Genomic DNA, 12,221 nt, shown 5'->3' with positions numbered 1-12,221 from the left:
CTTTCATCGACGCAGGGCGACGGCGTCCAACGTTTCGCGGATCGCGTTCACCGCATCTTCGAGGGAGGGCAGGGCCGCCGCCTCCAGGGACTTCGCGTACGGCATCGGCACCTCCGCCATCGCCACGCGGCGCACCGGCGCATCGAGCCAGTCGAACGCGCCGTCCGAGATCGTCGCGGCGATCTCCGCGCCGATCCCGTAGGTGAGCCAGTCGTCCTCCAGGATCACCGCGCAGCCGGTCTTCCGCACCGAGGCGATGATCGTGGGCCGGTCGAGCGGGCGCAGGCTCCTGAGGTCGATCACCTCGACGTCGATGCCTTCCGCCGCGAGCTGCTCCGCCGCGCGGAGGGCGACGGTCGCCATCCGCGAGTACGAGACAACGGTGATGTCCGCGCCTTCGCGGGAGATCCTGGCACGCCCGATCTCCGCGGGCTCGAGGTCATCGGGGACGTCGCCGGTGGTGTTGTAGAGGGCGAGGTTCTCCAGTACGAGGACGGGATCGTCATCGCGGATCGCGGCGAGCAGAAGGGCCTTCGCATCCGCCGGGGTGGAGGGGGCGACGACCTTCATGCCCGGCACGAACGCGTAGTACAGCTCGATGTTCTGGGAGTGGGTCGCGCCGAGCTGCTGGCCGCCGCCGCCGGGTGTCCGGATGACGAGCGGAACGCGGGCCTGCCCGCCGAACATCCCGTAGATCTTGGCCGCGTGATTGACGATCTGGTCCAGCGCCAGCAGGGAGAAGTTGATCGTCATGATCTCGACGACAGGTCTCAGCCCGACCATCGCCGCACCGATCGCGGCGCCGGTGAACCCCTCCTCGGCGATCGGGGTATCGCGGACGCGCCGAGGTCCGAACTCCGCGAGCATTCCGGCGGTGATCTTGTAGGAGCCCTCGAACACGCCGATCTCCTCCCCGATGAGGAAGACCTCGTCGTCTCGCAGCATCTCCTCGCGAAGGGCGTCGTGCAGGGCTTGACGATAGCTGATGACGCTCATGCGGAGACCTCCGTGAGGACCGGGCGGGGGGCCGCGGGGTACAGCGCGGCCCCGGGCAGACGCCGCGTGTCGTTCGGCACCGGGGTCGCGTAGGTGTAGTCGAACAGCGTGGCCACGTCCGGCGGCGGGCTGGCCTCCGCGAACGCCACCGCTTCCGCCACGACGGCCATCGCGTCGGCGTCGATCGAGACGATGAGGTCGTCGGTCAGGATGCCCAGCCCGTGCAGCCGCACCGCATAGGCGGCGACCGGATCGGCGGCCTTCACGGCCTCCGCCTCCTCTCGGCTCCGGTATCGCGCGGGGTCGACCACGGAGTGGCCCTTCATGCGACCGGTCATGGCCTCGAGGAGGTACGGCCTCCCCTCCCTCGCGCTGGCCAGCGCGATCCGCATGGCCTGGAAGACCGCCACCGGATCGTTGCCGTCGACGCGGGCGGACGGCATCCGGTACGACGCCGCACGCTTGTACAGCTCCGGCTCGGCGGAGGACTGCTCGACGGCGGTGCCCATGCCGAGGCCGTTGTTGTTCACGACGTAGACGACCGGCAGACCCCAGAGGGCCGCGATGTTGAGCGATTCGTGAAAGGCGCCGATGTTCGTCGTGCCGTCGCCCATGAGGCAGACCACCGCCTCCGGCCCGCCGCGGTAGTCGATCGCGAGCGCGGTCCCCGTCGCGAGCGGCACCTGGCCGCCGACGATCCCGTAGCCGCCCATGAAGCGCGCATCGAGGTCGAACATGTGCATCGACCCGCCCCACCCTCGGGACACTCCGTCCTGGCGGCCGTACAGCTCCGCCATCAGCCGGCCGGGCGCGATGCCGCGGGCCAGGGCGTAGCCGTGCTCGCGGTAGTTCGCATAGACGTAGTCGCCGGCGTCGAGAGCCGCGGTCACCCCGGTGACGGTGGCCTCCTCGCCCAGATTCAGGTGGCAGTATCCACCGACCTCCGCCTCGGTGTACGCGCGTGCAGCCCTCTCCTCGAACCGGCGGATCAGCATCATCTGCCGGTAGAACGCCAGCATCCGCTCCGGCGCGAGCGATCGATCGCTCTGCTGCGCCGGCGCGCCGGACTCATCTGTTCCGGGACGCCGAGATGGTCGGCGCGGGGCCTTCGAACTGGTGGGCATGGGAGCTCCTCTCGTACGGGAGATACGGCATCCGCGACACGCGGGATCGGCGTGCGGATGCGGGCAGGCGGTCGGCGTCGGCCGCGTATCGGCCGACCCGGATTATTAATGAAACGCTCTACGTATCATTATAGGATGGTGCCACAGAGCGGTCGAGGGAAGGGAACGCGATGAGCGCCGAAGAGGACTCCGCACCACGCAAGCGCGGCCGTCCGACGATGGCCGAGCGTGCGCAGCGGCTCGATGACGTGCTGGACGCGGCGATCCGCCTGTTCTCCGAGCGGGGTCTCGCCCAGGTGTCGGTCGATGAGATCGCGGCAGCGGCCCGCGTGACCAAGCGCACGATCTACGCGCACCTCGGCGACCGCACCGACGTCTTCCTCGCGAGCGTCGAGCGCCTCCGCGACCGCACGGTCCCCGCCCCCGTGGCCGGCGAGACCCTCGAGGAGCTCTCCATCCGCATCGTCGAGGCGCTGCACTCCGACGAGGCGATCGGCCTGCACCGGCTCATGGTCGTCGAGGCGCGAGCCTTTCCCGCACTCGCCCGCAGGTTCTACGACGAGGGTCCTGAGGCGTACATCCGCGCATTGGCCGGGCTCATCCCCGGTGCGGACCCAGGCACGGCGACCGCGCTCTTCTCCCTGCTCCTCGGGGAGCCGCACCGCCGGCGCCTGCTGGGCCTCATCCCCGCACCGGATGCCGCGACGGCCGCGGAACACGCGCGCGCCGCGCTGCACAGCCTCGGCCTCGCCCCCTCGACGCGCTGAAGGCTCCGCGGCGCGGATCCGCGAGCTCGGCCGTCGCGGCCGACCGCTCCCGGAGGCCGGATAGCATCGAGGCATGGCTTCTTTCGTCCGCACCGCGACCGATGCCGACCTCGCGAAGCTGGCGGGGATCGAGGACGAGGCCGACGCCGTCTTCACCCCGCTGTTCGGCGCCGCGCTCGCGGGCGACGCCCCCTCCGGCGCCGCTCGGGCAGCGGAGCCCGGCTTCGTCCTCGTCATCGCGGAGGAGGAGGACGGCGCGCCGGTGGGCTTCGTGCACGTGCTGGAGGAGGACGGGCACGCGCACCTCGAGCAGCTCTCCGTGCTGCCCTCGCATGCGCGCCGCGGCCACGGACGCGAGCTGGTAGAGGCGGCCCTCGACGAGGCGGCCGACCGCGGATACCGCGTGGTCACGCTGCGCACCTTCGCCGATGTGCCGTGGAACGCGCCGTTCTACGCGTCGCTCGGATTCACCGAGGAGGAGTCCCCCGATCATCCGTTCTATCGCGCACTCCTCGACACCGAGGAGCGGATCGGGCTGAACGATCTGGGACGACGCGTGCACATGACGTTCGATCTCGCCGGTGGCATGGAGATGGATCCCGAGGCGTTCGAAGAGCTCGTCGCGGAGGAACTGGACCGCCTGCCGGACGAGATGGTCGAGGGACTCGAGAACCTGGTCTTCGTCGTGGAGGATCGACCGGAGGACGGCTCCCTCGACCTGCTCGGGCTCTACGACGGCCTCGCGGTCACGGAGCGCGGGAACTACGGCATGGGCGAGCTTCCCGACCGGATCATCGTCTACCGCGAGCCGCACCTCGCCCAGTGCGGCGACGAGGACGAGCTCCGCGACGAGGTGCACACCACCCTCGTGCACGAGATCGCCCACTACTACGGGATCGACGACGCGCAGCTTCACGAGCTGGGGTGGGCATGAGCGCTCCTCTCCTCACTCCCGATGTCGACGAGCAGCTCGATCTGCAGGCCGCACCTGCCGTGCCCTGGGAGCTCGTCGTCTGGGACGACCCGGTCAACCTCATGAGTTATGTGGTGCGGGTGTTCCGCACCTACTTCGGCTATCCGAAGGATCGGGCGACCCGCCTCATGATGGCGGTGCACAACGAGGGCCACGCCGTGGTCGCCACCGGTCCGCGCGAGACCATGGAGGTGCACGCGCAGGCGATGCACGACTACGGGCTGTGGGCGACCGTGCGGCGGTCGGGAGAGTGAGCGGGATGGCCGGAACCGGGATCCATGTGCCGATGCAGCAGGTCGAGGCCCAGCATCTCGCCGAGCTCGTCGAGCAGTTCCTCGACCTGCTGCGCGAGACGGAGCGGGGCGCGGACGCCGCACTGAGCCGCCTCACCCCCGCGGTGTATCCGGAGGACGCCGAGGCGTCGGCCGAGTTCGCGGAGGCGACCAGCGCCGATCTGCTGGACCGGCGCGCCGCCGACGCCCGCGTGGTGCAGAACGGACTCGGCTCTCTGGGCGAGGCGACGGACGGGAGGGACGAGCTGGTGCTCACGCCCTCGGAGGCGGATGCCTGGCTGCGCACGCTCGCCGCGCTGCGGCTCGTCATCGCCTCGCGGCTCGGCATCGAGGACGACCCGGCTCCCGATCCGGAGGATCCCCGGCTGGGCGTCTACGAGTGGCTGGGCTATCGCCTGGAACTGCTCGTCGAAGCGGCCGACGAGCTCGACATCTGACCGATCACGGGATCGAGACGACGAGGGTGGCGAAGCCGATCGGGTCGTCCCGGCGGATGTGCGCCACCTCCTGCCTGGCCCAGCGCTCCCAGTGGGGCCGGAAGAGCTCGCCGTCCCTGTCCAGCGCGCGGCGCTTGCGACTCGTCTCGGGCGATTCCACCCACACCCGGACATCGGCGATGCGCGCCGCCCTGGGCGTGAGCGCCCCGCAGCCCTCCAGGATCACGCCGCGCGAAGGGTCCACCGCGTAGCTCTCCGCGTACTCGCCGGCGTCCCAGTCGTAGCGCTGCCACGTGCCGACGAGGTCGCGTCCGTGCGGTCTCAGGATCTGCTCATAGGCGCGCTCGGCGCCGGCATCCATGCCGTCCCAGCCCGGATAGATCGAGTCGAGCGCGATCAGCTGCGGATCCGTGCGCAGCGGCCAGTGCTCCGCCAGCAGTCGGGCGAGGGTGGACTTCCCCGCGCCGCTGCGCCCGTCCACGAGCACCACCGGATTCGATGCCTGGACGGCGCGCACCGCGTCGGCGATCCGGGAGACCGCCTGGCTCAGCGCGAGTGCGACCGGATCGTCACTTCTTGAGGGCACGGATGATGCGGGAGATCGCGCGCCCGGCCACCCAGACGAAGGGCACCGCCACGGCCAGCAGGGAGACGAGGTTCGGCTCGAACCGCAGCCCCTCCTCGCGCCGCACGTACACGCCGAGCGGGATCGCGATCCCGCCGCCACCGCCACCCTCGCCCTCGGCCGTGCCCTCGGCACCGCCGGAGCCTCCGCCGAATCCGGAGAAGGTCAGGGCGACCGGGGTGAACGACGCGCCGTCCACCTCCTGCGTCTCACCGTAGGCGCTCTTGACGCCGAAGGACGCGGAGTTCTTGCCAAGCTCGAGTGCGATGTGCGGCATGCGTCCACGCTAGCCCACCCGCGCGACCTCGACCACCGGCCGCCGCGCAGGGCGTCGTCGCCGGCATCGCGCCGGATCAGTCCAGCCCGTGCGCGCGCGGATGCGGCGCCGCCCCTCGTCCGGCCCGTGCGCCGAGATGGCGGGCGCGCGTGACCATCCCGGATCCGAACTTCGCCTGTGCGCTGTCGAGCGCGTCCTCCACCCGACGCCACTCCGCGTCGTCGTCCCACAGCGCCAGCGCCCCGCCGGCGTCGGTCAGCCGCTCGGCGCGCACGCCCACCAGCCGGACCGGGTCGCGCCGGTCGATCGCCTCGAAGAGCGTGCGAGCTACCTCGCCGATGCGCTGACCGACCGAGGTCGGCTCGGGAAGGGTCTGGGAACGGCTCACCGTCGTGAAGTCGGAGAAGCGGATCTTGATCGCCACCGTCCCGGCCTCCCAGCCCGCCCTCCGCAGGCGCGCGGCGACCCGGTCGGCGAGGCGCAGCAGCTCGGCGCGGAGGGCCTCACGGTCGGACACGTCGATGTCGAAGGTCTCCTCGTGCCCGACGCTCTTCTCCACGCGATTCGTCTCGATGGCCCGTGGATCCCGCCCCTGGGCGAGCTCGCTCAGGCGCTGCGCGAGCGCAGGGCCGACCGACCGCTCCAGCGCGGACGCCGGGGTGGCCCGGATGTCGCGGATCAAGCGGATGCCGCGCGACTCCAGGGACTCCGCGGTCTTGGGGCCGACGCCCCACATCGCGCGCACGGGCTTCGTGGCGAGGAAATCGAGCGTGTCGGCGGCGGCGACGACGAGCAGGCCGTCCGGCTTCGCCATGGTCGAGGCCATCTTGGCGACGTGCTTGGTGGCGGCGACGCCGACGCTGCAGCTGATGCCCACCTCGTCCTGCACGCGCTCCCGGATCATCGCGCCGATCCGGCCCGGGCTCCCCCAGAGCCGTCGCACGCCCCGCACGTCGAGGAAGGCCTCGTCGATCGAGAGCGGTTCGACCAGGGGCGTGACCTGCTCGAAGATCGTCATGACCTTCTGCGACACGTCGCGGTACTTCGTGAAGTCGGGCGGCACGATCCGCGCCGTCGGGCACAGCCGGATCGCCTGCGCGACCGGCATCGCCGAGCGCACGCCGTAGCGCCGCGCCTCATAGGAGGCGCTCGAGACCACGGAGCGCCCGTCGGGAGCCCCGATGATCAGCGGGAGCCCCCGCAGCGAGGGGTCGTGCAGTACCTCGACGGCGGCGTAGAACGCGTCCATGTCGACGTGCAGGATCCCCGTCCCGCTGTCGTCGGCGCCGGGCGCCGAGACGATCCGCCCTGATCCGTCGCCTCGTCCCATGCATCCATTCTCGCGGAGGCCGCCGACATCGGATTCTCACGCTTTGACCGGTCGGTCAATCAACGCGGTAGAATCGTGGCGACCCCCATTCGGGAGCCATCTGACTGCAAGGAGGATGAGTTCTATGAAGAAGTGGACACGCTGGCAGGACTGGGTGGCCGTCGCCGCCGGGCTGGTCGCGGTCGTGGCGGGCATCATGATGACGCCCGGCATGGGCATGTCGATGGCCATGATGATCGTCCTGGGCGTCCTGATGATCGCTGCCGGGGTATGGAGCCTGGCAGCCCCCGGTCTCGTGTCGATGGAGTGGATCCTCGCCGCGATCGGCGCGCTGCTGTTCATCTCCCCCTGGATCGGCTCCTACGCCGGAGATGCGGGGCCCGCCTGGACCTCGTGGATCTGCGGAGCCGTGTGCGCGGCCGCAGGGCTCTGGGCGCTCGTGCCCGCCGAGAAGGCCCACCGCGCTTCGCACGGCGGCCCCACGGCGGCTCACGCGTGACCTGCACGGTCGCACAGGGTGCGGGACGCGGGGATCACCCCGTCCCGCACCGTCGTGAGGAGGCGCGATGACCGAGAACCCCGATGCCGGCGACGCCCGTACCCGGATCCTCGACGCCGCCGAGGCGCTGTTCGCCCGCCATGGCTTCGACGGCACCTCCACGGCCCGGATCGCGCATGCCGCCGCCGTGCCCAAGGGCCTGCTCTTCTACTACTTCCCGGCCAAGCCCGACATCCTCGCGGCGCTCATCGATGAACGCCTCCGCACCGCCGCCCTCGATGCGGGGCCGCTCGCGGTGCGCGGAGACCCCGTTCAGACGCTGATGAACGTGGGCGAGCGGGTTCTGCGCGACCGCGAGGCGTCCGACGTCCTGCGCGAGATCCTCTGGCATGAATCCCACGTGCGCCCCGAGGTCGCACGAGCGCTCTCCCGCTATCGCCGCGCGCTGCACGACACGGTCGAGCGCGCACTGACGGCCTGCCTGCCCACCGGAACGGATCGAGGCGCGGTCCGGGCCGCCGCCGACGCCTGGTCGGCGACGATCACCGCCCGCCCCTTCGAGGCGGCGGCCGAGGAGGGTACCGAGGAGCAGCGGCGCCCGCTGCACGAGCCGGCCAGCCTGCGGGCGATCGCGCGCGTGCTCGGCGCCGGCCTTCAAGCCGCAACGCTCAAGGGCGCCGCACTCTGAGTGCGGCGCCCTTGAGCGTGTCCTGAGCGGGTCGTCGTTACTGCGCGGCGCGCTCCAGGATGAGTTCGCGCACGCGGGCGGCATCCGCCTGCCCCTTCATCGCCTTCATCACGGCGCCGATCACGGCGCCGGCGGCCTGCACCTTGCCGTCCTTGATCTTGGCCATCACGTCGGGCTGGGCGGCCAGAGCCTCGTCGATCGCGGCGATGAGTGCGCCGTCGTCGGAGACGACCGCGAGCCCTCGGGCGTCGACGACCTGCTGCGGGGTGCCCTCGCCAGCGATGACGCCCTCGAGCACCTGGCGGGCGAGCTTGTCCGTGAGCGTGCCGGCGTCGACGAGCTGCTGCAGCGCGGCGACGGATGCCGGGGCGATGAGAGACGCCGCGTCGACCTCGCGCTCGTTCGCGATGCGGCTGATCTCGCCGGTCCACCACTTGCGTGCGGCGTCGGCGGTCGTGCCCGCGGCGATGGTCGCCTCGACCTCGTCGAGGAGGCCGGCGTTCACGACGCCCTGGAACTCGATGTCGCCGAAGCCCCAGTCCGCCTTGAGGCGGCGGCGGCGGGCGACGGGCTGCTCGGGCAGGGCCGTGCGCAGTTCCTCGACGAGCTCACGGGCCGGCCGCACGGGCAGCAGGTCGGGCTCCGGGAAGTACCGGTAGTCGTCCGCATCGGACTTCGGACGTCCGGGCGATGTGGTGCCGGTGTCCTCGTGCCAGTGCCGGGTCTCCTGCGTGATCGAGCCGCCGTCGGCGAGGATCGCCGCCTGCCGCTGGATCTCGTAGCGCACGGCGCGCTCGACGGAGCGCATCGAGTTGACGTTCTTCGTCTCGGTGCGGGTGCCGAGCTTCTCCTGACCGCGCGGGCGCAGGGACACGTTCGCGTCGCAGCGCAGGTTGCCGCGCTCGAGGCGGGCCTCGGAGATGCCCAGGCCCCGCACGATGTCGCGGATCGTCGCGACATACGCCTTCGCGATCTCGGGGGCGCGGTGCTCGGCGCCGAAGATCGGCTTGGTGACGATCTCGACGAGCGGCACGCCGGCGCGGTTGTAGTCGACGAGCGAGTACTCCGCGCCCTGGATGCGACCGGTCGCACCGCCCATGTGGGTCAGCTTGCCGGCGTCCTCCTCCATGTGCGCGCGCTCGATCGGGATCGTCACGAGCGTCCCGTCCTCGAGCTCGACCTCCACGGATCCTTCGAACGCGATCGGCTCGTCGTACTGGGAGATCTGATAGTTCTTGCCGAGGTCGGGGTAGAAGTAGTTCTTCCGTGCGAACCGGCACGACTCGGCGATCGAGCAGCCGAGTGCGAGGCCGAGGCTGATCGACGAGCGCACGGCCGTCTCGTTCACGACCGGGAGGGATCCGGGAAGTCCCAGATCGACCGGCGCGATGAGCGTGTTCGGCTCTGCGTCGTGGTTGCGCTCGTTCGCCGGGTTCGGGGCGTCGGAGAACATCTTGGTCTCGGTGTTGAGCTCGACGTGCACCTCGAAGCCGAGCACGGGCTCGAACAGCTCGAGCGCCTTGTCGAAGTCCATGAGCTTCACGGCAGCCATCAGCGGGTCCCTCCCAGGATCGGGGCGCGGTCGAGCAGCGGCCCGCCCCACGCGTCGACGAGCAGCGTCTCGAGTGCGGCGCCGACCCGGTACAGGCGGGCGTCCTCGCGCGCGGGGGCGAGGAACTGGATGCCGACCGGCAGGCCGTCCTCCTCCGCCAGACCCGACGGGATCGAGATCCCCGGCACGCCGGCGAGGTTCGCCGGGATCGTGGTGAGGTCGTTGAGGTACATCTGCAGCGGGTCGTCGATCTTCTCGCCCAGCTTGAACGCCGTGGTCGGCGCGGAGGGCGTCGCGATGACGTCGACCTGCGCGAACGCGGCGTCGAAGTCCTGCTGGATGAGTGTGCGCACCTTCTGCGCGCTGCCGTAGTAGGCGTCGTAGTAGCCGGCCGACAGGGCGTAGGTGCCGAGGATGATGCGGCGCTTCACCTCGGGTCCGAAGCCGACCTCACGGGTGAGCGACATGACGTCCTCGACCGTGCCGCCGCCGTCGGGCGTGACGCGCAGGCCGAAGCGCACCGAGTCGAACTTCGCCAGGTTGCTGGACGCCTCGGCGGGCAGGATCAGGTAGTACGCGGCGACGCCGTACTCGAAGTGCGGGGCCGAGATCTCGACGATCTCCGCGCCCTGCGCCTCCATCCGCTGCAGAGCGGCGTGGAACGAGCTCGCGACCCCCGCCTGGAAGCCCGAGTCCGGCAGCTCCTTGATGACGCCCACCTTGAGGCCCTTGAGGACCTCTCCGGTCGCGCCCTCACGCGCCGCCTCGGCGAAGGAGGGCCAGGCGTCGGGGAGGGACGTCGAGTCCTTCGGGTCGTGACCGCCGATCACGTCGTGCAGCAGACCCGCGTCGAGGACCGTGCGGCTCACGGGGCCGACCTGGTCGAGGCTCGAGGCGAGCGCGATCGCGCCGTAGCGGCTGACGCCGCCGTAGGTCGGCTTGATCCCGACCGTGCCGGTGACGTGCGCGGGCTGACGGATGGATCCGCCCGTGTCGGAGCCGAGGGCGAGCGGTGCCTCGAAGGCGGCGACGGCCGCCGCCGAGCCTCCGCCAGAGCCTCCGGGGATCCGGTCCAGGTCCCAGGGGTTGTGCGTCGGACCGTACGCGGAGTGCTCGGTGGAGGAGCCCATCGCGAACTCGTCCATGTTGGTCTTGCCGATGCCGACGAGGCCCGCGGCGCGCGTGCGGGCGACGACGGTCGCGTCGAACGGCGAGCGATAGCCCTCGAGGATCCGGGAGCCGCTCGTGGAGGGCTGGTCGGTCGTGACGAGGACGTCCTTGATCGCGAGCGGCACGCCGGCCAGTTCGCCCAGGCTCTCCCCCGCCGCGCGGCGACGGTCGATGTCGGCGGCCGCGTCGAGCGCGTGCTCGTTGACGTGTAGGAAGGCGTGCACGTCCCCGTCGACGGCGGCGATGCGGTCGAGGTGGGCCTGCGTCGCCTCGACGCTCGACACCTCGCCCGCGGCCAGCTTGGCGCCGAGTTCGGCGGCGGTCCAGCGGATGATCTCGCTCACTGCTCTTCTCCCAGGATCGCGGTCACGCGGAAGCGGTCGCCGTCGGCGTCCGGCGCATTCTGCAGCGCCTGCGCGGTGGTGAGGGTCTGGCCCACGACGTCCTCGCGGAAGACGTTGTGCATCGCGATCGGGTGGCTCGTCGCGACGACGTCGGGCGTCGCCACCTCCGAGACCTTCGCGATGTTGTCGACGATGGCGTCCAGCTGACCGGTCAGCTGCGTCACCTCGTCGTCGGAGAGCTGGATGCGCGCGAGCACGCCGAGATGGCGTACGAGATCAGGGGTGATTTCAGACACCAGGACAGTCTAGCCAGCGGGCTGTCGCTCCCCTGTCCGGCGTCGCTCCGGCCCTCAGTCCTGCAGCACGAGGATCAGCGCGGTGTCGCCGCAGCGCGAGACGCGCGTGCCGTCCGCACCACCCACGGGCCCGCCTCCCTCGCGCAGGGCGGTAAGCGCGCTCTGCACGTCCTCCCCGCGCAGCAGCGTCCCCGTCACGCGATGCGAGTCGCTCGAGGCGACCACCCGCCCCGACGCGTTCACGATGGTGCCGGTGCCCGCGGCCTCGCGCAGGATCGGCAGGATCACGCGCTCCAGTCGCGACACGTGCACGTCGATGCCGACGACGCCGACCATCCGCCCCTCGTGCGCGACCGGGGTCGTCACGGTGACCGTGTAGTCGTCGGTGCACAGGTAGTCGACGTAGGGACCGGTGACGTGACGCTCGCCGGTGCGCTCCGGAACCTTCCACCACTCCAGCTGGCGGTAGTCGCGGAACTGGTCCGAGTCGGGATCGTTCACGGCTTCCAGCCGGCGCACTCCGCCGCGATCGCCGCGGTCCAGGCCGTGGATCTCGCGCAGCCACCAGGCCAGATGCCAGGGCGCGTCGGCGAAGACGCCGGGGGTCGCGACGAACCCGGCTCCGGTCACGAGCCCGCCGGGCGCCTCCAGGGCGGGTCTCGCCAGCGACTCCATGAAGGGATCCAGAACGGCGGCGGCGGGGGCGGCCCCCTGCTCCGCGAAGGCGCGGAACTCGCCCTGCACCGCGGTGCGCCAGTCCTCGACGAGCGCGAAGAGGGGCGCGAACGTGCCCTCGATGCGGTCGGTGATGTGTGCGTCATGCTCGGCGACGGTGCCGGTCATCTCGCGC

At 71.1% G+C, this 12,221-nt stretch carries 15 protein-coding genes and 1 pseudogene; 7 read left to right on the top strand and 9 right to left on the bottom strand.

The window, feature by feature from the left end:
- Window positions 1–3: 3 nt before the first annotated feature.
- On the bottom strand, window positions 4–996 hold the full coding sequence (locus tag ACIPY5_RS00635) for an alpha-ketoacid dehydrogenase subunit beta (protein WP_400965473.1): 993 nt from the start codon (window positions 994–996) through the stop codon (window positions 4–6).
- A complete protein-coding gene (gene pdhA, locus ACIPY5_RS00630; protein ID WP_400965470.1) occupies window positions 993–2,120 on the bottom strand; it encodes a pyruvate dehydrogenase (acetyl-transferring) E1 component subunit alpha in 1,128 nt (375 codons plus the stop codon). The genes ACIPY5_RS00635 and pdhA overlap by 4 nt, the downstream gene beginning before the upstream one ends.
- 170 nt (window positions 2,121–2,290) lie before the next feature.
- Between pdhA and ACIPY5_RS00625 the strand changes: the two genes are divergently transcribed.
- From ACIPY5_RS00625 to ACIPY5_RS00605, 5 genes and pseudogenes are all read left to right on the top strand, one after another.
- A complete protein-coding gene (locus tag ACIPY5_RS00625; protein ID WP_400965467.1) occupies window positions 2,291–2,887 on the top strand; it encodes a TetR/AcrR family transcriptional regulator in 597 nt (198 codons plus the stop codon).
- A gap of 73 nt (window positions 2,888–2,960) precedes the next feature.
- A pseudogene (locus ACIPY5_RS00620) lies at window positions 2,961–3,356 on the top strand (GNAT family N-acetyltransferase); the annotation flags it as partial.
- A 117-nt stretch (window positions 3,357–3,473) separates the two neighbouring features.
- Window positions 3,474–3,821 carry a metallopeptidase family protein gene (locus ACIPY5_RS00615; RefSeq protein ID WP_309337679.1) on the top strand — a complete coding sequence of 116 codons (348 nt, stop codon included), beginning with the start codon at window positions 3,474–3,476 and terminating at the stop codon, window positions 3,819–3,821.
- Window positions 3,818–4,114: an ATP-dependent Clp protease adapter ClpS gene (gene clpS, locus ACIPY5_RS00610; RefSeq protein WP_400965464.1), complete on the top strand. Its 297-nt coding sequence runs from the start codon at window positions 3,818–3,820 to the stop codon at window positions 4,112–4,114. The genes ACIPY5_RS00615 and clpS overlap by 4 nt, the downstream gene beginning before the upstream one ends.
- Before the next feature lie 5 nt (window positions 4,115–4,119).
- A complete protein-coding gene (locus ACIPY5_RS00605) occupies window positions 4,120–4,590 on the top strand; it encodes a DUF2017 family protein (RefSeq protein ID WP_400965461.1) in 471 nt (156 codons plus the stop codon).
- 4 nt (window positions 4,591–4,594) lie between these two features.
- Here the strand turns inward: ACIPY5_RS00605 and ACIPY5_RS00600 are convergent, their stop codons facing one another.
- The 3 genes from ACIPY5_RS00600 to dinB form a co-directional block, all read right to left on the bottom strand.
- The gene (locus ACIPY5_RS00600) at window positions 4,595–5,176 is read right to left on the bottom strand and encodes a hypothetical protein (protein ID WP_309337639.1); all 582 of its coding nucleotides are present in this window, start codon (window positions 5,174–5,176) and stop codon (window positions 4,595–4,597) included.
- The gene (locus tag ACIPY5_RS00595; RefSeq protein ID WP_105688804.1) at window positions 5,160–5,492 is read right to left on the bottom strand and encodes a hypothetical protein; all 333 of its coding nucleotides are present in this window, start codon (window positions 5,490–5,492) and stop codon (window positions 5,160–5,162) included. The genes ACIPY5_RS00600 and ACIPY5_RS00595 overlap by 17 nt, the downstream gene beginning before the upstream one ends.
- A 76-nt stretch (window positions 5,493–5,568) precedes the next feature.
- Window positions 5,569–6,822 carry a DNA polymerase IV gene (gene dinB, locus ACIPY5_RS00590; protein WP_400965458.1) on the bottom strand — a complete coding sequence of 418 codons (1,254 nt, stop codon included), beginning with the start codon at window positions 6,820–6,822 and terminating at the stop codon, window positions 5,569–5,571.
- 124 nt (window positions 6,823–6,946) lie between these two features.
- Here dinB and ACIPY5_RS00585 point away from each other — a divergent pair, with 124 nt between their 5' ends.
- Both ACIPY5_RS00585 and ACIPY5_RS00580 read left to right on the top strand, forming a co-directional pair.
- Entirely contained in the window at window positions 6,947–7,321 is a 375-nt protein-coding gene (locus ACIPY5_RS00585) for an SPW repeat protein (protein ID WP_309337645.1), read from the top strand.
- Window positions 7,322–7,388: 67 nt separating this feature from the next.
- Window positions 7,389–8,009: a TetR/AcrR family transcriptional regulator gene (locus ACIPY5_RS00580; protein WP_400965454.1), complete on the top strand. Its 621-nt coding sequence runs from the start codon at window positions 7,389–7,391 to the stop codon at window positions 8,007–8,009.
- A gap of 37 nt (window positions 8,010–8,046) precedes the next feature.
- Here ACIPY5_RS00580 and gatB read toward each other — a convergent pair whose 3' ends face one another.
- From gatB to ACIPY5_RS00560, 4 genes are read right to left on the bottom strand one after another with little or no spacing between them, the layout of a single operon-like run.
- Window positions 8,047–9,561, bottom strand: coding sequence for an Asp-tRNA(Asn)/Glu-tRNA(Gln) amidotransferase subunit GatB (gene gatB / locus ACIPY5_RS00575; RefSeq protein WP_400965451.1), 1,515 nt, complete (start codon window positions 9,559–9,561; stop codon window positions 8,047–8,049).
- Window positions 9,561–11,075 (bottom strand): Asp-tRNA(Asn)/Glu-tRNA(Gln) amidotransferase subunit GatA, encoded by a 1,515-nt coding sequence (gene gatA, locus ACIPY5_RS00570; RefSeq protein WP_309337653.1) that lies wholly within the window; start codon window positions 11,073–11,075, stop codon window positions 9,561–9,563. Before gatA ends, gatB begins: the two co-directional genes overlap by 1 nt.
- Entirely contained in the window at window positions 11,072–11,371 is a 300-nt protein-coding gene (gene gatC / locus ACIPY5_RS00565) for an Asp-tRNA(Asn)/Glu-tRNA(Gln) amidotransferase subunit GatC (RefSeq protein WP_091735313.1), read from the bottom strand. Before gatC ends, gatA begins: the two co-directional genes overlap by 4 nt.
- A gap of 54 nt (window positions 11,372–11,425) precedes the next feature.
- Window positions 11,426–12,214 carry a hypothetical protein gene (locus ACIPY5_RS00560; protein ID WP_400965447.1) on the bottom strand — a complete coding sequence of 263 codons (789 nt, stop codon included), beginning with the start codon at window positions 12,212–12,214 and terminating at the stop codon, window positions 11,426–11,428.
- Between the last annotated feature and the right edge of the window lie 7 nt (window positions 12,215–12,221).

The sequence above is a fragment of the Microbacterium sp. NPDC089698 genome, assembly GCF_044749045.1.
In the GTDB taxonomy this organism is placed as follows: domain Bacteria; phylum Actinomycetota; class Actinomycetes; order Actinomycetales; family Microbacteriaceae; genus Microbacterium.
This window is presented reverse-complemented; position numbering and strand designations above follow the sequence as displayed.